General features: G+C 61.5%; 24 protein-coding genes. 19 read left to right on the top strand and 5 right to left on the bottom strand.

All coding sequences use genetic code 11. The features are described 5' to 3' along the window. Positions 1-18: 18 nt before the first annotated feature. From EEB13_RS00910 to EEB13_RS00900, 3 genes are all read left to right on the top strand, one after another. Positions 19-588 carry a DUF2567 domain-containing protein gene (locus tag EEB13_RS00910; RefSeq protein WP_141484427.1) on the top strand — a complete coding sequence of 190 codons (570 nt, stop codon included), beginning with the start codon at positions 19-21 and terminating at the stop codon, positions 586-588. A 50-nt stretch (positions 589-638) separates the two neighbouring features. Continuing rightward, the gene (locus EEB13_RS00905; protein WP_410055739.1) at positions 639-2,012 is read left to right on the top strand and encodes a DUF2252 domain-containing protein; all 1,374 of its coding nucleotides are present in this window, start codon (positions 639-641) and stop codon (positions 2,010-2,012) included. A gap of 220 nt (positions 2,013-2,232) precedes the next feature. After that, the gene (locus EEB13_RS00900; protein ID WP_141484426.1) at positions 2,233-2,565 is read left to right on the top strand and encodes an SDR family NAD(P)-dependent oxidoreductase; all 333 of its coding nucleotides are present in this window, start codon (positions 2,233-2,235) and stop codon (positions 2,563-2,565) included. Between the two features lie 15 nt (positions 2,566-2,580). Here EEB13_RS00900 and EEB13_RS00895 read toward each other — a convergent pair whose 3' ends face one another. Continuing rightward, a complete protein-coding gene (locus EEB13_RS00895) occupies positions 2,581-3,309 on the bottom strand; it encodes an NUDIX hydrolase (protein ID WP_033230933.1) in 729 nt (242 codons plus the stop codon). 102 nt (positions 3,310-3,411) lie between these two features. Between EEB13_RS00895 and nadA the strand changes: the two genes are divergently transcribed. From nadA to nadC, 3 genes are read left to right on the top strand one after another with little or no spacing between them, the layout of a single operon-like run. Continuing rightward, the gene (nadA, locus tag EEB13_RS00890) at positions 3,412-4,449 is read left to right on the top strand and encodes a quinolinate synthase NadA (RefSeq protein WP_033230932.1); all 1,038 of its coding nucleotides are present in this window, start codon (positions 3,412-3,414) and stop codon (positions 4,447-4,449) included. After that, positions 4,446-6,020, top strand: a complete 1,575-nt coding sequence (locus EEB13_RS00885; protein ID WP_141484425.1) for an L-aspartate oxidase — start codon at positions 4,446-4,448, stop codon at positions 6,018-6,020. The genes nadA and EEB13_RS00885 overlap by 4 nt, the downstream gene beginning before the upstream one ends. Next, positions 6,017-6,889: a carboxylating nicotinate-nucleotide diphosphorylase gene (gene nadC, locus EEB13_RS00880; RefSeq protein ID WP_141484424.1), complete on the top strand. Its 873-nt coding sequence runs from the start codon at positions 6,017-6,019 to the stop codon at positions 6,887-6,889. Before EEB13_RS00885 ends, nadC begins: the two co-directional genes overlap by 4 nt. Before the next feature lie 57 nt (positions 6,890-6,946). Here the strand turns inward: nadC and EEB13_RS00875 are convergent, their stop codons facing one another. Then, positions 6,947-7,399 carry a GNAT family N-acetyltransferase gene (locus EEB13_RS00875; RefSeq protein WP_033230929.1) on the bottom strand — a complete coding sequence of 151 codons (453 nt, stop codon included), beginning with the start codon at positions 7,397-7,399 and terminating at the stop codon, positions 6,947-6,949. 112 nt (positions 7,400-7,511) lie between these two features. Between EEB13_RS00875 and EEB13_RS00870 the strand changes: the two genes are divergently transcribed. The 3 genes from EEB13_RS00870 to EEB13_RS00860 all read left to right on the top strand — a co-directional run bounded on the left by EEB13_RS00870 (position 7,512) and on the right by EEB13_RS00860 (position 11,247). After that, positions 7,512-9,398, top strand: a complete 1,887-nt coding sequence (locus EEB13_RS00870) for a glycosyltransferase family 39 protein (protein ID WP_141484423.1) — start codon at positions 7,512-7,514, stop codon at positions 9,396-9,398. A gap of 47 nt (positions 9,399-9,445) precedes the next feature. Beyond that, positions 9,446-10,630, top strand: coding sequence for a hypothetical protein (locus EEB13_RS00865; RefSeq protein ID WP_141484422.1), 1,185 nt, complete (start codon positions 9,446-9,448; stop codon positions 10,628-10,630). Positions 10,631-10,698: 68 nt separating this feature from the next. After that, positions 10,699-11,247 carry a GbsR/MarR family transcriptional regulator gene (locus tag EEB13_RS00860; RefSeq protein ID WP_141484421.1) on the top strand — a complete coding sequence of 183 codons (549 nt, stop codon included), beginning with the start codon at positions 10,699-10,701 and terminating at the stop codon, positions 11,245-11,247. Positions 11,248-11,275: 28 nt separating this feature from the next. On the opposite strand, the gene EEB13_RS00855 is transcribed toward EEB13_RS00860, so the two are convergent. Both EEB13_RS00855 and EEB13_RS00850 read right to left on the bottom strand, forming a co-directional pair. After that, entirely contained in the window at positions 11,276-12,310 is a 1,035-nt protein-coding gene (locus tag EEB13_RS00855) for an iron-siderophore ABC transporter substrate-binding protein (protein ID WP_045070188.1), read from the bottom strand. 146 nt (positions 12,311-12,456) lie between these two features. Then, entirely contained in the window at positions 12,457-12,912 is a 456-nt protein-coding gene (locus tag EEB13_RS00850) for a MarR family winged helix-turn-helix transcriptional regulator (protein WP_084703018.1), read from the bottom strand. A gap of 85 nt (positions 12,913-12,997) precedes the next feature. Here EEB13_RS00850 and EEB13_RS00845 point away from each other — a divergent pair, with 85 nt between their 5' ends. The 7 genes from EEB13_RS00845 (at position 12,998) to EEB13_RS00815 (ending at position 20,409) form a co-directional block, all read left to right on the top strand. Further along, positions 12,998-14,260, top strand: coding sequence for a multidrug effflux MFS transporter (locus EEB13_RS00845; protein ID WP_308191100.1), 1,263 nt, complete (start codon positions 12,998-13,000; stop codon positions 14,258-14,260). Between the two features lie 310 nt (positions 14,261-14,570). Continuing rightward, the gene (locus tag EEB13_RS00840; protein WP_033230926.1) at positions 14,571-14,852 is read left to right on the top strand and encodes a hypothetical protein; all 282 of its coding nucleotides are present in this window, start codon (positions 14,571-14,573) and stop codon (positions 14,850-14,852) included. Positions 14,853-14,891: 39 nt separating this feature from the next. Next, positions 14,892-15,305 carry a hypothetical protein gene (locus EEB13_RS00835; protein ID WP_033230925.1) on the top strand — a complete coding sequence of 138 codons (414 nt, stop codon included), beginning with the start codon at positions 14,892-14,894 and terminating at the stop codon, positions 15,303-15,305. 113 nt (positions 15,306-15,418) lie between these two features. Next, positions 15,419-16,795 (top strand): MFS transporter, encoded by a 1,377-nt coding sequence (locus EEB13_RS00830; RefSeq protein ID WP_315985005.1) that lies wholly within the window; start codon positions 15,419-15,421, stop codon positions 16,793-16,795. After that, a complete protein-coding gene (locus tag EEB13_RS00825) occupies positions 16,782-18,296 on the top strand; it encodes a pyridoxal phosphate-dependent decarboxylase family protein (RefSeq protein ID WP_141484420.1) in 1,515 nt (504 codons plus the stop codon). Before EEB13_RS00830 ends, EEB13_RS00825 begins: the two co-directional genes overlap by 14 nt. A gap of 109 nt (positions 18,297-18,405) precedes the next feature. Then, a complete protein-coding gene (locus tag EEB13_RS00820) occupies positions 18,406-19,695 on the top strand; it encodes an SAM-dependent methyltransferase (protein ID WP_033230924.1) in 1,290 nt (429 codons plus the stop codon). Between the two features lie 21 nt (positions 19,696-19,716). Beyond that, positions 19,717-20,409 carry a DUF1345 domain-containing protein gene (locus EEB13_RS00815; RefSeq protein ID WP_267951774.1) on the top strand — a complete coding sequence of 231 codons (693 nt, stop codon included), beginning with the start codon at positions 19,717-19,719 and terminating at the stop codon, positions 20,407-20,409. A gap of 15 nt (positions 20,410-20,424) precedes the next feature. Here EEB13_RS00815 and EEB13_RS00810 read toward each other — a convergent pair whose 3' ends face one another. Then, complete coding sequence (locus tag EEB13_RS00810) at positions 20,425-21,054, bottom strand: LysE family transporter (protein ID WP_033230922.1); 630 nt, start codon at positions 21,052-21,054, stop codon at positions 20,425-20,427. A 161-nt stretch (positions 21,055-21,215) separates the two neighbouring features. On the opposite strand from EEB13_RS00810, the gene EEB13_RS00805 reads away from it, so the two are divergent. Genes EEB13_RS00805 through EEB13_RS00795 form a run of 3 tightly spaced genes read left to right on the top strand, consistent with a single transcriptional unit; the run spans position 21,216 to position 23,583 of the window. Continuing rightward, complete coding sequence (locus EEB13_RS00805; protein WP_141484419.1) at positions 21,216-22,328, top strand: sensor domain-containing diguanylate cyclase; 1,113 nt, start codon at positions 21,216-21,218, stop codon at positions 22,326-22,328. A gap of 56 nt (positions 22,329-22,384) precedes the next feature. Then, positions 22,385-23,041 (top strand): nitroreductase family protein, encoded by a 657-nt coding sequence (locus EEB13_RS00800; RefSeq protein WP_033230921.1) that lies wholly within the window; start codon positions 22,385-22,387, stop codon positions 23,039-23,041. Beyond that, positions 23,035-23,583, top strand: a complete 549-nt coding sequence (locus EEB13_RS00795; protein WP_033230920.1) for a dihydrofolate reductase family protein — start codon at positions 23,035-23,037, stop codon at positions 23,581-23,583. The genes EEB13_RS00800 and EEB13_RS00795 overlap by 7 nt, the downstream gene beginning before the upstream one ends.

Genomic DNA, 23,583 nt, shown 5'->3' with positions numbered 1-23,583 from the left:
AAGGTAGCGTCACACAGTGTGATTTCTCTTCGGCGGACTCGACTACGCACTGCCCTTCTCATCGGTTGCTCAACGGCAGCGGTCAGCGCACTGGTCGGAGTGCTGTGGGCGTTCCTGGCGCCGGCCGAGCATCTGTTGGTTGTCGCCGAGGGCCGCGGAATTGCGCTGACCGGGGAGAGTCTTCATCAGTTCGATGCGGTCGCGATCTTTTTCCTGCTTGCCCTGATTCTCGGTGTTCTCACCGGGGTGGCCGCGTGGCTCGCGAGACTCAGCCGAGGGCCGTACGCGCTCGGCGGGTTGATCATCGGTTCAGTGCTCGGTACTGCACTGATGGCTGCAGTGGGCGCCGGCATCGCGAAGTTGCGATTTCCGTCCGTCGACAATCCGGCGGTGGGGGAGATCATCGCGCGGGCGCCCGGCATCGGCACGATGCTGGTGCTGATCGTTCAGCCGTTGGCGGCGTGCATCACGACATTGGTTCTTGTGGCACTGAGCCCGTACGACGACCTCGGGGTTGCCGACCATGCGGACGAGGCGGACGTCGAGGCTGATGTGTTGTCGGAGCCCGCGACGCAGGAATTGTCCTGACGGTTGGTCTAGCAGACGCCTAATTGTCCGTTGTCGTTCATACTCAGCGCGTGCCTGTATTCGAAGCTGACATCGCCCGTCCGCGCGCCACAGTAACCACTCCTGAGGTGTTGCTGGGTGGTAGGGCTGCTCGCAAGGTTGTGACCCGCTCGCAACTAGCGCTGTGGAACGACGCCGAGCGAGGTCACGATTCGCTCGCAACGATACTGGCGCAGAACACGATTCGGGCGCAGGACTTGCTGCCGATCCGGCATGGCCGAATGGCGGCATCTCCGTGGACGTACTTCCGGGGCGCGGCCGCGGTCATGGCCGCCGATCTCGGATCGGCGCCGAACACAGGCATCGGGGTGCAGTTGTGTGGAGATGCCCACGTGCTGAACTTCGGGCTCTGGGCCACCCCGGAACGCAACTTGTCCTTCGATCTCCGCGACTTCGACGAAACCGTTCCAGGCCCGTTCGAGTGGGACGTCAAGAGACTCGCCGCAAGCATCGTCGTCCTCGCCCGTGAGAACGGAGTTTCCGAGGACCGTGCAGAAGCGGCGACGGTGGCAGCAATGAGGGCCTACCGAGACAAGATCGAGTCCTACGCTGCAACCCCCGAAATCGACATCTGGTACGACCGCATCGACGTCGACCGTCTACTGGGTTACTTCACCCCGGATACTGCCCTGCGCGCCGGGAAAATGATCGAAAACAAAGCTCAGCGTCGAACCAGTCGGGGAGCGTCACGCAAGCTCACGGAGATTGTCGACGGACGGCGACGTATCCGTGAAGAGCCACCGTTCCGCACCCACGTCGGCGACAGTCAGGTCGAACTTGTCACCGAGGTCGTGGCCGGTTACAGCACTTCGGTTCCGGACCATATCTGGAGTCTGCTCTCGCGATATCGGGCATCGGACGTGGTGCGGCAAGTGGTGGGTGTCGGCAGCGTCGGGATGCGTGTTTATCTTGCACTTCTCGAAGAGCGTCGGACCGGCGATCCGCTTTTCCTCCAGATCAAGCAGGCCGGGCCCTCGGTGTACGAGGGAAACGTCGAACCGAGCAGATACTCGAACTGCGGTGAGCGAGTTGTCCAAGGGCAACGCATGCTTCAGAGTGCGACTGACATGTTCGTCGGGTGGACCAGTGTTGGCGGCATGGATTTCTACGTTCGACAATTCCGCGACATGAAGGTCATTCCCGACGGCGCAACCATCGGACCGTACCTCGCCGAATTCGCAAGTGCGTGTGGGGAAGTGCTGGCTCGTGCTCATGCCCGCAGCGGTGACGCGAGCGCGATCTCCGAATATCTCGGCCAGTCGGACAAAGCCGTTGTGGCTTTGGCGAAGTTCGCGCGCCGGTACGCGGATCAGAACGAGCGCGATCACGCACAGTTGGTTGCGGCGATTGCCCGTGGATCGGTGGCGCGTGCTCCCGGTTGGTGACGGTGGACCGCGCGAGCCAGGCCGAGGACGCTCAACGGGTATTTTGCGAACTCGCTGCGAAACACGACGTGGCCTTGGTCAGTGGAAGCCAAATGCCACCGATCATTCGTCCTTCCTAGGCCGAATCCCCAGAGTTCTCACAGAATGAGCACAACGGCAGCACAAGATTGTGGGCTTACATAGGAGTCACAGTGATTGATTCCTCGAAGGAGATGCCGCAATGAGTGCTCACACAGTTGATCTCGACCGGGGAGTGGTGTTGGTGACCGATATCGGCCGCGATCACGGAACGCGTGTTGCCGCCGAGTTCCTTGCTGCCGGCTGGAATGTGGCAGTGACGGCTCGGAGCGTTACGGAACTGGTTCGGATCATGTCTGGCAAGCCGGCGCATCGGTTCTTCGCGGTTGTCGCGGATCCGACGGATCGTTGGCAGGCAGATCGTATCCTCGATCGGGTGACGGTGCGTTTCGGTACGATCAACAGAATCGTCGATCCAGCGGGCGTTGTCGCATCAGTCTGGCATATGCGGGAAAGTGTCGATGCTGTTGCCTGACAGTGATATTCGCAGTCAGCTTGGCGGTCGTAGAGCCGCAAACTCGTCCGTCACGCGCAGCGTGGAGTCGGTGAAGCGGTAGAGCGCCGGCGGACGGCCACCTGATTTCCCGGACGGCGCCGTGTTTCCGGTGGCCGTGAGCACACCGCGTCGGCAAAGGACTCGATGCAGATTGGTTGCATCCACCTGATATCCAAGTGCAGCGCAATAGATTTCACGCAGAGTTGACATCGCGAACTCGTCTGGAGCCAGGCCGAAGCCGATGTTCGTGTAGGAGAGCTTGGCGGCCAATCGGTTGCGGGCGTGCCGAACAACAGTGCCGTGGTCGAAAGACATCTCCGGCAGCTGCGACACCGGGTGCCAAGCAGTGTCGGACGGAAGTTGAGGGTCCGCGCTCAAGGGAACCAGTCCCAGGAAGGTCGACGCGATGCGGCGCCCACCCGGAACGCGCTGCGGATCGCTGAAAACGGACAGTTGTTCGAGATGTGCGACCTTACGCAGATCGACCTTGTCGGCGAGGAGTCTGCGAGCCGACGTGGTGAGGTCCTCGTCGTCACGCAGGGTGCCGCCGGGCAGTGACCATGTGCCCTTCTGTGGATCGAGCGCGCGCTGCCACAGCAGGACGGCAAGTTCTTCACGTTCATCGGTGCTGTGAGCGCCGTCACCTGCGGTGATGTCAGTGGGAAAGGCGCGAACCTGGAACACCGCTGTGAGCACTTCGTGGGTGGTGTTACTATTGGGCACGTTTTCGATCCTAAGTCGAAAACCTCGATAACGGAAATCCGGGCCAGCCCGTTCGGATTTGAACTGGGTGATGAGCCTGGGTTCACGGTGAAGGAGAACGCCATGACGACCACGACGTTGTGGGAGGGATCGACCTCGCAGATTCACGACGGCCCCGGCGGTTACGCAGGAGTCGAAGCGACCCCCGAGTGGGCTGCCGAGGTCAAACGTCTGGCTCGCGAACGCGGTGCCACGATTCTGGCGCACAATTACCAGCTTCCCGCTATTCAGGATGTCGCCGACCACGTCGGTGACTCTCTTGCCCTCTCGCGTATCGCGGCGGAGGCCCCCGAAGACACGATCGTGTTCTGCGGCGTCCACTTCATGGCCGAGACCGCCAAGATTCTGTCGCCGTCCAAGACGGTGCTGATTCCGGACGAGCGCGCCGGTTGCTCGTTGGCTGATTCCATCAACGCGGAGCAACTTCGCGAGTGGAAGGCGGACAACCCGAACGCCCTCGTCGTGTCCTATGTCAACACCACGGCCGAGGTCAAGGGCCTGACGGACATCTGCTGCACGTCGTCCAATGCAGTCGACGTGGTCAACTCCATTGATCCCGACCGAGAAGTTCTCTTCCTCCCGGACCAGTTCCTCGGAGCCCACGTCAAGCGCGTCACAGGCCGCACCAACATGCAGATCTGGGCCGGTGAATGCCACGTCCACGCGGGTATCAACGGTGACGAGTTGACGGCGAAGTCCAAGGCTCACCCCGATGCCGAGCTTTTTGTGCACCCTGAATGCGGTTGTGCCACTTCGGCTCTGTACTTGGCCGGCGAAGGTGCGGTTCCGGCGGACAAGGTCAAGATCCTCTCCACCGGTGGCATGCTCGACGCTGCCCGCGTCACGAAGAGCAAGCAGGTTCTGGTCGCCACGGAAATCGGCATGCTGCACCAGTTGCGTAAAGCCGCACCGGATGTCGACTTCCAGGCGGTGAATGACCGCGCGTCGTGCCCGTACATGAAGATGATCACTCCGGCCGCGTTGCTTCGTTGCCTCCTCGAAGGCAAGGACGAGGTTCACGTCGACCTCGAGATGGCCAAGCGTGCTCAGAAATCGGTGCAGCGCATGATCGAGATCGGTAATCCGGGCGGCGGCGAGTGACGAGCCCTGCCGGGCGCTACGCCTGGGAGGCGCATGCCGATCTTGTTGTGGTCGGCGGCGGCGTTGCGGGGCTCACAGCCGCGCGCGTCGCGTCGATGCGCGGGTTGAAGGTGCTCACTGTCAGCAAGGGCGGTCCGACCGATACGTCGACGCAGTATGCGCAGGGCGGGATTGCCGTCGTGGGCGACTTGAGTACCGATTCGGTGGATTCACATGTCGCCGATACCTGCGAAGCCGGTGTCGGACTGTGCGACGAAGCAGCGGTGTACTCCGTTGTGGAAGCCGGGCACGAGGCAGTCGCGGCACTGGCCGCGCTCGGTGCAGTGTTCGATCGTGGGCGTGACGGCGAAGTGTCCCGTACCCGCGAGGGTGGCCACAGCACCAGGCGAATCATCCACGCCGGTGGAGACGCCACCGGCGCGGAAGTGCAGCGGGCACTCAACGCCGCTGGTCTCCCGGTCCTGTTCGGCGCCGCTGCCGTGCAGGTAGTCACCAATCGGCGCGGTGTGTGTGGGCTTGTCGTGTCCTCCCCGGACGGCCTGGGCGTGATCCATGCGCCTGCTGTTCTGTTGGCGACGGGTGGTCTCGGCCAGTTGTACTCGTGCAGTACCAATCCGCCAGGTGCAACCGCTGACGGTATCGCGCTGGCGCTCGCAGCTGGTGCGTCGGTCGCCGACCTCGAATTCGTGCAGTTCCACCCGACGGTTCTGTTCACTCCCGGCGGCCTCGGTCGACGGCCGCTGATCAGTGAGGCCGTACGCGGTGAGGGTGCAATTCTTGTTGACACCAACGGTGATTCGGTGACTGCAGGAGTTCACCTCCTTGGTGATCTGGCGCCCCGTGACGTCGTCTCGCGGGCAATTGCCGCGCGTCTGCGTGACCTGGGCAGCGATCATGTGTACCTCGACGCTCGAAAACTCGACGGGTTCTCGACGCGATTCCCGAACATCACGGCCTCGTGCCTCGAGGCGGGCATAGATCCTCGGACGCAGCTGATTCCGGTTGCTCCCGCCGCCCACTACTCGTGTGGTGGTGTCGCGACGGACGTCCACGGACGTACCGGAGTTCCGGGACTCTATGCGGCGGGAGAAGTTGCCCGTACAGGTCTGCACGGTGCCAATCGCCTTGCATCCAATAGTCTTCTCGAAGGATTGGTCGTGGGGGAGCGAGCCGGGATCGCCGCCGCGGAGCGACGTGAGGTTCACGCCGAGGTTGTCAACGTCGCCAGCGCACCGCTGCCGATATTGCCCCGCGAGGCCGTTCAGACGATCATGACTACTCACGCATCGGTTGTTCGAGACGGCGCCGGCCTCGAAGCTGCACGCACCGGCCTTGCGCATGCGGAACTCACTCTTGCAGTGAATGCCGAGGAACTCGAGGACGCCGCGTTGACGGTGACTGCGACGGCACTGGTTGCGGTCGCCGCTGCACGCACCGAGAGCCGCGGGTGCCACACCCGCACCGATTACCCGGAAACCGATCCCGATCAGCGTCGCAGCATCCGCATCAAGCGCGGTGCCGATGGCGATATGGAAATACACGACATGTTGTTGACAGGAGCCCACCGATGACCGCGCAGAAGACCTTGCCGGCCCCCCTCGAGCTTGACGAAGTCCTGACGCTGGTTCGACTCGCTTTGGACGAAGATCTTCGCTACGGACCAGACGTCACCTCCGTTGCGACAGTTCCCGCTGACGCGACCGCGAAGGCGTCGGTTGTCTCGCGCGCCGAAGGGACGGTTGCGGGAATCGATGTCGGACTGCTTGTCCTCGACGAAGTGATCGGCGTGGGCAACTACGACGTTGTCGATCGTGTTGCCGACGGCACCCGTGTGGTTCCCGGCCAATCGGTGCTGACCGTCGAAGCGCCTACCCGCGGACTGCTCACGGCGGAACGGACGATGCTCAACTTGGTGTGCCACCTGTCCGGAATCGCCACGGCTACAGCGGCTTGGGTTGATGCCGTTGCCGGCACCGATGCAAAGATCCGCGATAGCCGCAAGACCCTTCCCGGTCTGCGCGCGCTGCAGAAGTACGCCGTCCAGGTCGGTGGGGGAGTCAATCACCGCATGGGTCTCGGTGATGCGGCTTTGATCAAGGACAATCACGTTGCTGCCGCTGGATCTGTCGTCGCAGCACTGCGGGCTGTGCGTGAACTTGCGCCGGACATCGAGTGCGAGGTCGAGGTAGACACCCTCGAGCAGCTTGATCTGGTGCTTGCCGAAAATGTCGAACTTATTCTGCTGGACAACTTCCCGCTGTGGCAGACCCAGATCGCGGTGCAGCGACGTAACACCGCGTCGCCCACGACCAAGCTCGAATCTTCCGGCGGTCTGAGTCTCGACGTTGCCGCCGAGTACGCGGGTACCGGAGTCGATTATCTGGCAGTCGGTGCCCTCACGCACTCTGTGACGGTTCTGGATCTCGGTCTGGATATGTGACTCTCATGGCCGCCGCCTGTTCGGGGGCGGCCATGAGAGCATGTGTGGGTTCGGCCGTCAGGTCGTCAGGCGAAGCTGGATCAAAACGTGGTCGGTCTCGGCATCGGTGTAGCGTCCCGTTTCCTCGAAACCCATGATGTCGTAGAAGCGTCGTGCCGATCCGTTGAGTTCGTAAACCTCGAGCGTTACCGCTCCGTGCAGTGTCGTTGCATGCTCGACGAGCAGCCGCCCGATTCCGAGTCGTTGAGCCTGAGGTGACACGAACAGGCCGCCGATCTCTGCTCCCAGTAGGCCGAGCAGGCCTACAACCTGCTCGTCGGTTTCGGCAACCCAGTTGTCTGCCTTCACGAGGTAGATGTCGCGCATCTTCGCCTCACGTGCACCTTCGCCCTCGCCGTCGATAAAGGGGTGTGCGAGTTTTGATGCCTGCGACCACAATTCGATGACGGCATCCTCGTCGGAGGGCCGATAGGGTCGAATCTTCACGATGTTGGCGCCTGTTGAGTCCACGGCATCACCCTAGGTCATCTCGAGTTCACAGGAATCTCGCAGCCACTGTGCAGTGGTGTCGCGGGTCCGCGCGCGAAGGTAGTGAATATCACCACCTGTGAAGGGACTCATGATGACCGCAGTTCTGAATCCGGCGCCGCCGCGGCCGCCGGCGCCCCCTGTCCATCACGGCGACCCGTCACAGTCGTGGATTGGTACCCGCGGCGCCGCATCGGCCTTGACTGCGCTTCTCGTAGGCACCGCAGTTCTCTACCTGTGGAACCTGAGCGCAAGTGGTTATGCCAACACCTTCTATGCGGCAGCGGCTCAGGCAGGTTCGCAGGACTGGAAAGCTTGGTTCTTCGGATCGCTGGACACGTCCAACTTCATCACCGTCGACAAACCACCCGCGTCGCTGTGGGTAATGGGGTTGTCAGGACGAATCTTCGGATTCTCGAGCCTGAGTCTGCTTGTGCCGCAGGCGTTGATGGGAGTTGGTTCGGTTGCGCTCGTCTACGCGGCAGTGAAACGCGTCGCGACTCCGACAGCGGGGCTCATTGCGGGCGCCGTTCTCGCGGCAACACCCGCGGCTGCGCTCATGTTCAGGTTCGACAATCCCGATGCCTTGTTAGTGCTCCTGATGACACTGGCGGGTTACTGGGTGGTTCGAGCAGTCGAGACGTCGGTGGGCCGACGCGCCGCGATGTGGATTGCTCTCACCGGCGTTGCTCTCGGCTTTGCATTTCTCACCAAGATGCTGCAGGGCCTGATGGTGCTGCCCGCGTTCGGCCTGGCGTATCTGGTTGCCGGACAGGCCAGGTTGCGCGCCCGAGTTCTGCACCTTGCGATCGGTGTTGGTGCGGTGATCCTGGCGGCCGGGTGGTGGGTGCTGGCCGTGTGGCTCTGGCCCGCAGATTCGAGGCCGTACATCGGGGGCTCGACCAACAACAGCGTCATGGATCTTGTCCTCGGGTACAACGGGCTCGGTCGGATCTTCGGGAATTCCGGTGGCGGTAGCGGCGGAATGAGTGGCGGCGCTGCAGGTTCGAGCTTCGGCGGGACCACGGGCCTCGATCGGTTGTTCGGAAGTGAGATGGGAATTCAGATCTCGTGGCTGATCCCCGCTGCGCTGATCGCACTTGTTCTCGGACTGATAGCGCGTGGTCGTGCCCCGAGAACCGATCTGTTGCGGGCGTCGATGATCGTCTGGGGCGGCTGGTTCCTGGTGACGGGGCTGATCTTCAGCTACATGTCCGGCACCATCCATCCCTACTACACCGTGGCGTTGGCTCCCGCGATTGCCGGAATGATCGCAGCCGGCGGCTACGCATTGTGGTTGGAACGGTCGCGGTGGATCGGGCGACTCGGCCTGGCATCAATGATGCTTGCTGCGGGAATCTGGAGTTGGGTTCTCCTGCATCGCAATTCCGACTGGCTACCGGCTCTCGAATGGATCGTACTGGCAGGGACTGTCGTCGGCGCGGCACTGATTCTCCTCGGCGCCAGGAATCGGTTCCGGAAGTTGGTGATCGCGGGGCTGGTCGTCGGATCGTTGGCCGGCATCGGAGGCTCCGCCTCGTACTCAATCGCCACCGCAGCAACAGCTCACGGTGGATCTATTCCCACGGCCGGCCCGGCCGGTGCCGTCTCAATTGCGCCGACCCCATCGGCCGGTACGGGTGCCAACAGTTCCGAGCTGACAGCCATGCTGATCGGCGCAGGCACCCGCTGGTCCGCGGCAACCAACGGGTCGCAGAGTGCCGCGACGTACGAGTTGGCGAGCAATACTGCCGTGATGGCGACCGGTGGTTGGAGTTCGGACCCAGCACCCACGTTGGACCAGTTCATCTCCTATGTCACGAACGGCGATGTCCACTATTACGTCGCTGGTGGTCAGGGCGGTGGCCGCGGCGGCGGTGACAGTACGTCGAGTGCAATCCAAGCCTGGGTGGAAGCCAATTTCGAAGGCACAACCGTCGGGAATGCAACGGTTTACGACCTCAGTGGCTACGCCGACTAGGCAGGGCAGGTGCCCGGTCGCCGGACACTGTCGGTCATGATCGAACAATGCCTGGAACCGAGGAGCGTCTGCCGAAGGATCGGCGTCAACGATGGACGTGGCGCGACACCGCGTTTATCGCGGTTGTCGTGTTGCTGGGCGCCGGTGCGGCGCGCCTGACGCAGGACGACGGCCCGGCTGCGATTCCCGGTTGTGAATCCGTCGAAGCGGCCGGGGAGTTGGAGAGTTTTCTGGTCGCCACGATCGGGGGTGACGACCCCGGGTACAACGATCCCGACTATCCGTGGTTCTCCAAGTCGAAAGCAGACGCGATGCGTAGGGCGGTGACTGAGGCACTACCGGTGGACGCCAGACTTGAAGATCCAGGATTCGCCTTCATATTTCCGCCAGTGCGCAACTTCGGCGAGGCCCGGTCGCCCGAATCGGCGGAGGGATTGACCCTCGGTGGTTCGACCACTGCACTTGGTGACATAGCCCGCGGTGATGCGCGAGCAACGGTCTCGGTGGATGTTCGAGAATGGACAGGACCGATTCCATCGTGTGTCGAAGGTTCCGTAGATCGGCGTGAAGTGCGTGCCGACGGAACAGTTCTCGACTTCTACGAGGCGAAAGACGCTGCCAGTCCATATGCTCAGGACTTTGTCGTAGTCTACGTCCCCGGTGTCAGTCGCGTCTTCGCCTCGGTAACCGGATTTGACGGATCGGACGCGCAAGTCCTGTCGACGGACGAGTTGGTCGACGTCGCGCTCGCGCCAGGTTTTGCTGTGACAGAAGATATTCCGCCGATGACATTCTGTGGCATTCTCACTGTGATGGAGGAAGGCGGGGTGGACAACAACGTTGTGTCGAGGCTCAACACTGTGCTCGACGAGCGATGGCGGTGGCTCGGAACAACCGGCCTCAGGCTCGACCGTCCGTTGGGTTCGCTGGTGCCAGACGACTCGGGTAGCGGCCTGTGCGCGGACGTTGTCGTGAGCGCGCCGGGTGCGGCAGCGAACCTGCAAATCTCGATTACCCGGAACGGATTCCGCTTGCTCGAGAACGCCGTAATCCTGCCCGACGATACGTTGATCAGTCGCACCGAGAACCCCGGCACAAGTTCGGTGGCCGTCCAGCATCCGTCCGGCGAGACTGTTGTTGTGCGAACGGTGACGCACACTGTGTCGCCGCTGGTAATCGAGCAACTCGAGTTGATTGCGACGTCACCCGGTCTCGAAATTGCGCCGAGCTAGGGAAGGTTCGATGGAACTGGCAGAATCAGAGGGTATTTGCCGCTTCGACTAGCTGGAGGCAACAAAAAATGGGCGACGTCAGCCCGGCGCGGGGTGGGGACTTTTCCGCGTGGTTCATCGACCAGTTTGCGACGTATTGGCAGTCGGGCGGTGGTGCTCGTATCGAGGGCCGGATCGCCGGCTATCTGCTCATCAGTGAATCTCCGGGAGTCAGTGCCGAGGAGTTGGCCATTGCTCTCGACACCAGTCGTGGATCTGTCTCCAACTACATTCGACGGCTTAGCGATCGGGGATTTGTGAAGCTCGTTCGTAAGCCTCGCGATCGAACTCATTATTACGTCATGGATTCCGACGTGTGGGGCGGCTTCCTCGAGAACGAGCACCAGTACCTCGAGAATCAGCGCACACTCGCGACCGAGGCACTCCAGTATGCAAACCCCAACGGCCCCGCCTACATTCGTGTGCTGAACATGCGCGACTACATGGGCTGGATCATCGACAATCGCATGCTGGGCAGTGAATGGGCTCGATTCAAGGAAGTGCGGGACGGGGCAGTTCAGGACGAGGCAGTTTGGGACGAGGCAGGACAAGATAGAGCAGGGCCCGCACCTGAATAAGGTACGGGCCCTGCGGGTCTCGACGGATTTATTTGTTCAGTTTTGCGACTGCCTCGTCGATCATCGGTGCGTAGCGCTCGAGTGACCACGGGACGGTCAAGGGATTGATCATCGATGATCCCGTCACAAAAGGCTGGTCCGTCGGGGCGATGATAGTTCCTCGTGCGACGGCCGGAATCTGCTGATAGGCGGGCTGCGCTTCGATTTCGGCCCGGTTCGCGGGATCGGAGTAGAAGGTGAACAGCAGATCCGAATTGTTCAGGAGGTGGGCATTCTCGAGGCCGATCACTGCAGAATCGGTACCTTCGGACTCGGTCAGCGTGTTCACGACGGGATCAACCTGCAAGCCCAGTCCGCGAACCATGGCAACACGCTGCTCTTCGGCGAAGAACACGCCGAGTGTTCCTGGGCCGGTGTTGTAGATGAACGAGAAGCTTACGTCTGCGTAATCGGGATGTGCTGCAGACGATTTCGCGAACTGGTCTTTGATCTTGTCGATCTCGGCGGTGGCTTTCCCGGTTTCGCCCATGGCCTTTCCGATCACGTTGATCTGCTCTTCCCATGTGATGGTCCACGGGCTTTCCTCGTACGCAACGGTGGGTGCAAAGGCGTTGAGGGAGTCGAACTGCTGCTGGGTGATACCGGACCATGGTGCGAGGATCAGATCGGGATCAAGAGCGATGATCGCTTCGATGTTCAGATCGGCTCCGCCGGTGAACTGCTCGGGGAGTTCACCGCCTTGTTCGGTGACTGCCTCGTGAACCCAGGGGAGGTAGCCGGATTCGTCACTGCCCCATGAATATTTCTCGACGCCGACGGGAATGGTACCCAGCGCGATGACTGTCTCGGCGGAACCCATGCCGAGCGTGACGATCCGCTCCGGCTTCTCGGTGATGACTGCCTTGCCGAGAGCATGCTCGATAGTGACGGTCTCGAAGTTGCCGGTATTGGTGTCGGTGGTGTCGCTGCTACTGGTACTGCAACCGCCGATTGCCAGGGCGGCGATGACAAGTCCACTCAGGAGCGCAGACCGGCGGAGGGATCGCACGGGGGCGTATCGCATGAAGAGCCTTTCGGTGTCGAGGCGCCGGAGTGCTCTTGTGGCTCTCGTGGATCGCCGAGCAAGATGGACTAGCGCACAGGAAGCATAGGCTAGCCTTCCCTGAACTTTCAAGTCAATTGAAAGTTCAGACCGCCTGCACGGGTTGTTCAGTCCGTCGGCATGGATCCCAGGCGGGCCAGGAGTGGCGCCGCGTCGACAAGTTTGGCCGCGTCGTCGGGATCCATTCCCGCCAAGAGGCTTCGAATGCCGTCGGCCCACATCTGGTCGATCTTCTGGTTGTTGCGGGTGGCCACTGGGGTTTGGTGCAGGCGGAACGAGCGTCCGTCGCTGGGATCGGATCGCTTTTCGAGTAGGCCTTGGTCCACCAGTCGGCGAACCGTTGTGCTGACGTTGCTGCTTTGCAAGTTCAAGGCGCGCGCGATCTCCGACACCGTACTGCCGGGATGTTCCTCGATTACGCGGAGGACTTCGATCTCGGAATGGGGGAGTCGGGACAAGCCCGCCTCCTTCTCGCCGAAGCGCCGCAATGCCCACACCACCGAACGCGCCGTATGTGCCAAGCGCTGGACATCGTCATCTGTTGCAACCGATTTGTTGGACACGAACCCAGTCTAGACGTTAAGATATATATAAATCTATATCTATTTCTAGATATAGCCGTAGTGCAAAACTGGATGAAGGATCAATGTGAAACAGCACGTGCAGGAAGCAGACACCATGGTGGAGTCCGACCCGGTGTCTGTGTCGGACGCGGGACACGCGACACATCTACCCGCCAAGATCATCGCCACATTGGCTCTGTTGGCGGCTGTGGCACCACTGGCCATCGACATGTATCTGCCGGCATTCCCTGAGATGTCGGTGGAGTTCGATACCAGTGCATCAGCCGTACAGCTGACACTCACGACCTTCCTGGTCGGCCTTGCCCTTGGGCAACTTGTGTTCGGCCCGCTCTCCGATCGGTACGGTCGACGGCCACTACTTCTCATCGGGACTGCGGCTTGCGCCGTCTTCAGTGCCGGCGCCGCACTGGCGCCGAGCATCGAACTTCTGGCCGCAGCGCGCTTTGTGCAGGGCTTTGCCGGGGCGGCGGGAATTGTCCTGGGCCGCGCGGTGATCTCCGATCGTGCCCGCGGTGCCGCTGCGGCAAAATTGTTCAGCCTGCTCGTGGTGATCAACGCAGTAGCACCGGTAATCGCGCCGCTACTCGGCGGTGTTGTTGTCACTAATTTCGGGTGGCGTGGCGTGTTCTGGGTTCTGACAGTGCTGTCCGCGTTGATGTTCGTGTGCGTCCTTGCATTGGTATCGGAAACGCTCCCGAAGGAATTGCGCACCACCGGCGGCGCTGCCGCGATGCTGGGTGAGGCTCGAAACGTTCTGCGGAACCGCCGGTACGTCGGGTTCACCCTCGCGTACGCCTTCGCTTTTGGTGTCATGTTTGCGTACATCTCTGCGTCACCGTTTGTCCTGCAGAATGTGCACGGACTCTCCACTGCTTGGTACACAGTTGTTTTCACCGTCAACGCGGTCGGTCTTGTGATCTTCAGCGTCGCCAACGGCGGGGTTGTCGCGAAACTAGGTGACCGGGTGACGTTGCGGATCGGTCTCACGTTGCTCGCGGTGTTTTCGGCAGGCATGCTGATCAATGCGCTTGCCGGGCCCGTTCTGTGGATCACTCTGATCGCGTTGTGGTGCACGATGGCCAGCCTCGGCCTTGTCATCGCCAACGCCACAACCTTGGCGCTCGGTGAGGCACGGCAGGCCGCCGGTACCGGATCGGCAGTGCTTGGTGCGCTGCAGTTCCTGCTCGCTGCTGCGATTTCCCCGCTCGTCGGGATCGGCGGGGAGGGCACCGCCCTGCCTATGGCCATCGCAATGGTCGTCAGTGCGCTCATCGCGCTGTCGGCGCTTGCCCTGACGAGAGGGAAGGCTTCAGCAGACGCGCAGTAATCTGTGCCGAACTCGCCACAGCCGACCCGGGACACCACCAGTCCCGGGTCGGTTTTCACGTGGAAGGAGTCGAAATATCACCCTCAGCGGGTGATGTCCGACCGCCAGTGGCCGGATACATTTCAGCTACCCGTTTCCTCGAAGTAGAGGTGCGCGAAGTAGAAGTGCGCGAGAGAACAGTGCAGGTTGAAGCAAGGCGGTCAGCGGATTTTGCTCAATTCACCGACGGATAAACGGACATATAGGAAAGATTGCGCGAAAGCGTCGTGTTCGGTTCGCGGAGTACGCCTAGCTGAAAGGGCTTTGCCTCATGCTCATCATCGGAATGATCTTGTTCGGAACCGTCATCGGAGCGGGTGCCCAGTTGATCCTCGGTGGCAACACTCGACGATTGGACTGGCCCTTCGCTTTTATCGCGGGCATTGGTGGATCGCTGGTCGGTGGCTTGCTCGTGAGTCTGATTGCGGGTGACGGACTTTCATTGCGTCCCAGTGGAATCATCGGCTCGCTGGTCGGAGCTGTCCTGATCACCGCAGGCTGGCAGTGGTACCGCCGGACTTCGAGCAACGCTGCGCATTCCACCGATCGCTAACTTTCATCGTCGACATCTCCTTCTGCGAGAGGCAAGAATATGACCGACACATCGTCACCGTCACACGCTCATCCGGTGCGCAGTGGCATCGCGACCGGCACAAATTTTGCAGCAGCAGCCCTTCTCTTCATTGTCGGCATCATTTCTCTCCTTCAAGGGATTTCGGCTGTCGCGAACGACGACCTTTTTGTTGTCGGGGTCAACTACGTCTACGAATTCGATGTGACGACGTGGGGTTGGATTCACATAGCCCTGGGCGTCGTTGGCCTCGCGATTGCCATCGGAATGATGATGGCTGCCACGTGGGCGCGTATTGCGGCGATCCTGATTGCAGCGCTCTCGATCATCGCGAACTTCCTGTGGCTTCCGCATTATCCGCTCTGGTCGATCCTGATCATCGCGCTCGATGTCATTGTTATCTGGGCCGTAGCCACCTGGGATGCCGAGGACTGACCGAGCGAGGCTCGAAGCGTCTCGGCAGAAGGTGCCTCGAGGTGTTTTCCGAGTTATTCGTGTCTCCCGGCTTTTGCTCTTGAGGATGCACGTCGCCATCTAGTGTGTGATTGGTGACCACAGAAAAGCCCATACAGGGCAGCGGACGCCGCGCGGGCGGACGGTTGTCGCGGGGGGTTGTTGCCGCCTACGCCGCGGGAAGTGTCGGGACGGGTGGTTTTGGCGTTCTGCCAGGATTGGTACTGGCGTACTACCTCACCGACACCTTGGGCGTCGCGGCTGGTTTGGCGTCGCTGGTAGTAATTGTTCCCAAGATTGCGGACGTACTTGTCGATCCGCTGATCGGCACGGTCAGCGATCGAAGTTCGCATCGAACGGGCACGCGCGTACCCCTGATGTTGGCGGGTTCGCTTGCCCTTCCGTTGCTCTTCGTACTCACCTTTGCTGCACCGGTGTCAGCCGGCCCGGGTGTCGGCGCGGTGTGGGTACTGGTGTTTTTCCTGCTGGCAGCGAGCGCCTACAGCCTGTTCCAAGTGCCGTACATCGCCCTGCCTACGGAACTGACGGGCGACTATCACGAGCGAACTCGATTGGTGTCCGTCCGAATAGCGGTACTGGCCTTGGCAATTCTTGTGATCGGTGGCGGGGGACCAGCGCTTCGCAACGCTACTGGAGGTGGGGCTGCGGGCTATCTGGTGATGGCCGTGGGCGTGTCGGCGTTGATGTGCGGGGCAATGCTCTGGGCGGTATTCGGCGCGGCGCGGCGCACGGTGACACGCGCCGATGCCCCGGTGGGTTCATTGCTCTCGCAGTACCGCGACGGATTCGACGCAGTTCGCAGTACTCGATCGTTCCGTTTGCTCGTGATCGTGTTTGTCCTGCAAGCCCTCGCGACGGCCGTGATGTTGGGCGGTGCCCAGTATCTCGCGACGTATGTCATGGGGAACGAAGACGCCATCACGGGGCTGTTCGCGGCGTTGGTCGGTCCGGCGCTGGTCATCATGCCGCTGTGGTACCGCTATTCCCATCGCCACGGCAAGCTTCGCGGATACGTTGTCGCATCGACGGTTTTTGTTGTCGCCACACTGCTTTTGGCGTTCGCTGCAGTTGACGCCGGAGCGTGGATCTACGGTGCGGTCGGACTGGCGGGCGTCGGCTACGCCGGAATGCAGGTATTTCCGTTGGCCATGCTTCCCGACGTAATCGAAGACGATGCCCGCATCGGCGGACGCCAACGAGGCGGCTCGCTCAGCGGGATCTGGACGGCAGCAGAGACTGCTGGTCTTGCACTCGGACCAGCAGTGTTCCTGCTGTTTCTGGCGTCGACAGGCTTTGTGTCCTCGCAGGCAGGGGAGACGGTTGACCAGCCGGACTCCGCAATCACCGGCATCGCCCTCGGATTCTCTCTGGCCCCGGCCGCTCTGGTCGCGATCAGCCTTGTCGTCTTACGCGCATACAGCAGTGAACAGGAGCACGATGACCGCCAGTGACATCAACTCTTTTCTTGGTAATACCTCGATCGAGCAACGGTCTGCGGAAGTGCTGGAGAGACTCCGCAGCCTGCGTGAACAGGACGCCCCCACCCACGGTGGGCGAGTTCTGTCTTACGTGTACGACAGCGGACTGGCCGCGCTTGATCAGTTGGCCACGGACGCAGCGCAATTAGTACAACCCGTCAACGGGCTTGATCCCACGGTGTTTCCGTCCACCGCGGTGATGGAACGAGAACTCGTCGGGTTCGTCCGCGGATTCCTCCACGGAGATGGCGATGTTATCGGCAACGTCACCAGCGGTGGCACCGAAAGCTGTGTGCTGGCCGTCAAAGCCGCCCGCGACCTGCGCGGACTTCCGCCGGGAGAGGGATCGATAGTCCTGCCTACTACCGCTCATGCTGCTTTCCACAAGGCGGCGCACCTACTCGGACTCGAACTGATCCTCGTCGCTGTCGATCCAAATTCCGGTCGTGTGCGCGCCGCCGACATTGGATCGGCTCTGCGGAGCGACACGGTGCTGATCGTGGCGTCGGCACCGAGCTATCCGTTTGCTGCTCTAGACCCGATCGTCGAGATCGCGGAAATTGCTCGCACACAGTCGGTTCCGTTTCACGTCGATGCCTGCATCGGAGGGTTTGCCCTGCCCTGGTGGGGTGAACTGCCGGCCTGGGACTTCCAGGTTCCCGGTGTCACCAGTATCTCGGCCGATGTACACAAGTACGGCTACTCGCCAAAAGGTGCGTCGGTTCTTCTGTACCGGGGGCGCGATCTGCACCGTAAGCAGTACTTCGGTCTTACAGCGTGGCCCGGATATCCCGTGGTCAATCCGACCTTGATGGGGTCGAAATCCGTTGCCGCCCTGGCCGGAGCCTGGTCCATCACTCAGGTGCTGGGCGAATCGGGTTACGCCGACCTGGTTGCGCGCGCTCACCGGGCAACTGCCTCACTCGTGGACACGATTGGCGGCATCGACGGTTTGCGCGTCGTCGGAACGCCGGTCGGCCCACTCTTCGCAGTAGCGGCGGATGGGGGAGTGCCGCCGGACCGGCAGGTCGATCCGCATCGCTGGGCCACCGCCGTCGGAGTTCGAGGGTTTGTGCTCCAGGGGCAACCTGCGTCGACGCAACACGACGGAACTGCATTGCCGCGAACCACCCATCTCACGATCACGCCCGTGACGGACAGTGTGCTGAGTGAGCTGACCAGTGCGTTGGTGTTGGGGGCCGACGATGTTCGGGGCCTTCCCGCGGCCGGGCCGCCCCCCGCGCTGGCCGAGCTGGCCGGCGCGTTCGAGCGCGGTGACGTGAGTGTCGACGACGTTCGCGCATTGCCCAGTGAGGCTGTTGCGGCAGCGCTCGTGTCGGCGGGGCTGGATCCGAAGGGCGCGGGCGACTCGCCCCTCGACATGGCTGCGGTCCTCGCCGCCGTCGAGTCCTTGCCCCGCGAGGTCACGACGCGACTGCTGGTGGAGTTCCTGGCTGGACTCGTGGAACCCTGATTCGAACGGCTTGCGTCGCATCAAAACCTCACATATGCCGCGAAATTTCGCTGTCCCGGGCGTAGATTTCGAGTATCGGAGGCTGTCGTTTCGGGGAAGGGACGAATGGGTGACTGGTGCCGCAACCAAGGTTCTGACACTGTTCGAGGAATTGGTGGGGATCGAACTCCCAATCCAGGTGCGCTGTTGGGACGGTTCCCAAGCCGGCCCTCCCGACGCAGCGGCCCGGGTCTTTTTCCGGAACCGACGCGCGCTGCGGAGGGTTCTCTATTCGCCGAACGAATTGGGTTTGGCGCGGGCGTACGTCTCCGGAGACTTGGACGTCGACGGAGACATCTTTGCGCTGCTGGATGTTCCGGATCTTGTTTCGCGGATTGGTGAGCATCGCCTGGCCGGGATGTCGGCACGCACGATTGCCCGGTCGGTGGTGACTTTTGTCGGCTTGGGCGCGGTCGGGCTTCCGCCGTCGCCGCCCGAGATCGAGATGCGCTCCAAACGGGGAAAGCGCCACAGCAAGTCTCGTGATTCGGCGACTGTCTCTCACCACTATGACGTCGGAAATCGTTTCTACGAGCTGTTTCTCGGACCGAGCATGGTCTATTCGTGCGGGTACTGGCCGGACGGCACTGTGTCACTCGAGGACGCGCAGCGAGAGAAACTTGATCTGATCTGCCGGAAGCTGGATTTGAAGCCGGGAATGCGCCTGCTCGACGTCGGGTGTGGGTGGGGATCGATGGCACTGCATGCGGCGCAGAATTACGGCGTCGACGTTGTCGGTGTTTCGCTCAGCCGCGAACAGGTGGAGTACGCCAAGGCTCGGGTAGCGGACGCGGGATTGACCGAACATATCGAGGTTCGGGTGCAAGATTACCGCGACGTGGATGACGGCCCGTACGACGCTATTTCGAGCATCGGTATGTCGGAACACGTGGGTTTGGCGAACCTGCCGGTCTATGCGGCACACCTGCACGGGTTGCTGAAGCCGGAGGGACGCTTTCTCAATCACGCCATTGCTTCGGTGAAGTCGTTGCCGGACAAGGTTGTCGGCGCTCCTGGTTTCATCGACAGATACATCTTCCCGGACGGTGAGATCCTTCCGTTGAGTAAAACGGTTGACGCTCTGGAGCGTTCAGGATTCGAGACTCGGGACAGTGATGCGCTGCGCGAACACTATGCGCTGACACTGCGTGCGTGGGTGGCGAATCTGCGGGAGAACTGGGACGCTGCTGTTGCCGAGGTCGGCGACGCGCGGGTCCGTACGTGGTTGTTGTACCTTGCGGCCAGCGCTCTCGGCTTCGAGGAGGCGCATCGACTGACCATTCATCAAGTGCTGGCGGTGAAACCCGGTGAACGAGGATCAAGTGGCATGCCGCGATCGCGGCGCAACTGGTATCGCTGAGCCGGATCGCGGGCGCGTTCGATGCGTCGATGGTTGACTGAGCGGGTGAACGAGCCATTGCAGGATTTGCCGATTCCGGGAAACCAGAGCGGCTTGGGTGCCGGGCCCGCACTGCGAGTCACCGCGGGACTGGTGCTCGGCATTGTCGCGGGAATTGTCATGTGGATAGTGGGCTTTCCGCGGTTCTCCTTTCTGATCGGCTGGAATGTGGCGGCGCTGGTGTTCACGGTCTGGACGTGGATCCTGGTGTGGCCGTTCGACGCTGTGACGACGGCCAGTCACGCGACTCGTGAGGAACCGGCACGCAATGTCGCACACCTTCTCGTTCTCGCTGCAGCGGTGGCCAGCCTGGTCGGTATCGCGCTCCTGCTTGTTGCCTCACCTGACGGCCGTCGATACCAAGTTGTCGCCGCGTCGGTTGCGGTTGTCAGCGTTGTCATTTCGTGGATAGCTGTGCACACGCTGTTCGCTCTGGGATACGCCCGGTTGTACTACACAGGTCCGGACGGTGGGATCGACTTCAATCAGGAAGAACCGCCGCGGTACAGCGATTTTGCCTATGTCGCCTATACCGTGGGTATGAGCTTCGCGATCTCGGACACCAATTTGCAGTCGTCGGACATGCGGGCAATGGCGCTCGGCCACGCGTTGCTGTCTTATCTGTTCGGCTCGGTCATCGTCGCGTCGGTAGTCAATTTGATCGCCGGATTATGAGCTGCCACCGGTAAGTCAGGCCGCGGCGCGGCCGATGCTCGACAGGAAGCCTGCCGCCCCGAAGAACAGTCCGGCAAAAACACGGTTGGTGATTCTCTGCTGTTTCGGTGACCGCATGAGCCGCAGGACCCGAGCCGCAAGTCCGGTGTATCCGGTCATCACGACGACATCGACCGCGCACATGGTCGCCGCGATGATCAGGTACTGCGGTACCAGTGGCGCGTTCGGATCGAGGAACTGCGGAAGAACTGCGAGCATGAACACCACGGCTTTGGGATTGCTGGCATTTACCAGGAACCCACGCACCATCATCATCGGACCGGAGCGCCGCGCGGCTTCGGAGTCGGTGGTTATCTCGCTGGGAGCGGACCGCCACTGCCGCACTCCGAGATACACCAGGTAGGCGACGCCCAGCCATTTGATGATCGAGAACGCCGCCGTCGAGTTGGCGAGGATCGCGCCGACGCCGGCCGCGACGATTCCGATCTGCAGGAGAAGTCCGAGTTGCAATCCGAGAATGTTCCAGTAGCCGCGACGGAGTCCGACGGCCAGACCGGAGGACATCGAGGCGATTGCCCCGGCGCCGGGGGACAGACTGATCACCCAGCTTGCGCCGAAGAACGCCAACCAGACGTGCCAACTCATACTTTTGCCTTTCGGCTGGGAAGGTATGCGGCCCGTGATGGTGACGGGACTCCGAAGAAGTGTAGTTGTACGTGTTGGTGGGTTCGGAGTGGTACCGACCGTTCCGGCACGGTACATTCGTTCTTGTTGTCTGAATATTTGCCAGGCGGGGGATCGGCGTGATGAATTTTGGCGGTGACGCAGGACCGCGTTCGTTGATTCGTAATCAGATCGAGGTTTCCGAAACCCGTATGCGTTACGGGATCGCCGTGCTGGTTCCCGTTTTTGCTCTTGTCGGGGTGTGTGCTGCGTTTTCCGATGAAGGTCAGAACAATGCGTTCCGGAGAATTGTTGCGGTGCTGGTCATCGTCAGTACTCTTCCGGCAGCGTATCTGGTCAGTCGAATTCGATTCGGCATCATCTGGTGGAACCGGGATATGGGGCATCATTCCGTTCCACGGGCGAGCACGTACTTCGTTCTCTATGCAGATTTGGGTGTGACCGTAGTACTGGCGACGTTCGCCAATCACGAATTGGCGCTGTACGGGACAGCTCTGTTTGCGGTGATCAGTGTGTACGTGGCGCATTTTGTCCGGTGGGCAGAGACCGTGGTGCACATGGTCTTCACGAGTTGTGTGATCGCCGTTTTTGCCGTTCTCACGTGGCGTCAGGGATACCACGATATTGCGGGAATTCTTGCGAGGGCGGCAACGTCGGTGATCGCTGTCAATGCGACGCTTGTCCTACTCAGGTCGTTCTCGGCGGGCATGCTGACGTCGTACCGCACTCAATTTGCGAATGCCAATCGTGATCCGTTGACCGGACTCCTCAACCGGCGAGGCTTCGAATTGTGGATGCAGATTGCGGAAGAGCGTGGGCCTGGTCGATCCGGCGTGCTACTGCTCGACATCGACAACTTCAAGGCGGTCAACGACGGGTCCGGTCACGACGGCGGTGACACGGTGTTGCGGTTGCTTTCGCGCAGACTCGAACGAGTCGTCGGCGTGGACGCGGCAGTAGCTCGAACAGGTGGCGATGAGTTTGCTATCGCGGTGCGCGGCGATATAGCAGGGCTCACGCGACTTGCAGAAGCGATTCGGGGGGAGGTCGCCGTGCGTTCCGACGACGTTCCGATCACGGTCAGTATCGGTGTTGCACAACTCGCGTCGGGCGCGCACGGGAAACTGACGGGGCAGGAACAGATCAAGGAGGCTTTGTCTCGTGCAGACAAAGCGATGTACGAGGCGAAGTCGGACGGTCGCAACCGCGTCGTGGCTGATGTGTCAGCGCAGTAGTCCACACTGAGCCACATTTCCAGCGCCGCTCGTCCCGTCGATGCGATGATCGATTGATGAGTGAATTTCCGGTTCTGGACCTGACGCCCGACGAATTGTTGACGACAACGCGCACGGTACGAAAGCGCTTGGACCTGACAAGGCCCGTTCCTCTGGATCTGATCAAGGAATGCCTGGAGATCGCGTTGCAAGCTCCGTCGGGATCGAACCGCCAGGGATGGCAATGGGTGGTGGTGACCGACCCCGAACTGCGTCGACAGATCGGCGACATTTACAAAGACGTCACGGAGAGCTATTTGGCGTCGCAGGGGGCTCCGGCGCAGTTGTTCAGTGACGATCCGGATCGGGCTGCAGTCCAAGCGCGTGTCGGAAGTAGTGCCGAGTGGCTCGGCCAACACATGGGTGAAGTTCCGGTGCTGATGATTCCGTGCATCAAGGCGGAGCGGACCTTGCCTGCCGGTAATCAGGCGGGACTCTGGGGATCGTTACTTCCCGCGGCGTGGAGTTACGCATTGGCGGCGCGCGCCCGCGGATTGGGAACGGCGTGGACAACACTGCACCTTGCGCGCGAAGCCGAAGTCGCAGAAATCCTGGGAATCCCGGCGGGCTTCCACCAGGGCGCGCTGGTACCCACCGCGTACTTCACGGGAGAGACCTTCAAACCGGCGGCACGCGAGCCGATCGACAACATTCTGCACCTTGACCGATGGTGAACCTCGAGTACTCGGCGATCTGCTCGCTCGACGGCTATGTCGCCGACGAGGAGGGGAACTTCGACTGGGCAATGCCGGACGCCGAGGTACACGGCTTTGCCAACAACCTCGAACGCGACGTGGGCACGCAGCTGTACGGGCGCCGGATGTACGAGATCATGGCGGCGTGGGAAACGATGGCGGATCCCGACCCGATTGCCGAAGACTTCGCTCGGATCTGGCGCCGAGCGGACAAAGTTGTGTACTCGACGACGCTGGCGGAGCCGTCGACTCAGCGAACCCGTATCGAGCGGACCTTTGACTCCGAAGCCGTGCGGGCGATGAAAGCAAGGGCGACGCAGGATATTTCGATCGGTGGTCCCACACTGGCAGCTCATGCGCTGGCCGCCGGTCTGGTCGACGAGATTCACCTGTTCCTTTGCCCCGTGATCGTCGGTAGCGGACTGCGCGCATTGTCTGCCGACGTTCATGTCGACCTCGAACTGATGGAGCAGAAGGCGTTTCGGAGCGGAGTTGTCTATCTGCGATACAGAGTGAGGTAG

This window comes from Rhodococcus sp. WS3, from assembly GCF_003797085.1.
GTDB lineage: Bacteria > Actinomycetota > Actinomycetes > Mycobacteriales > Mycobacteriaceae > Rhodococcus_F > Rhodococcus_F globerula.
Note: the sequence above shows the minus strand (reverse complement) of the source record. Positions and strands in the feature narration are given on the sequence as shown.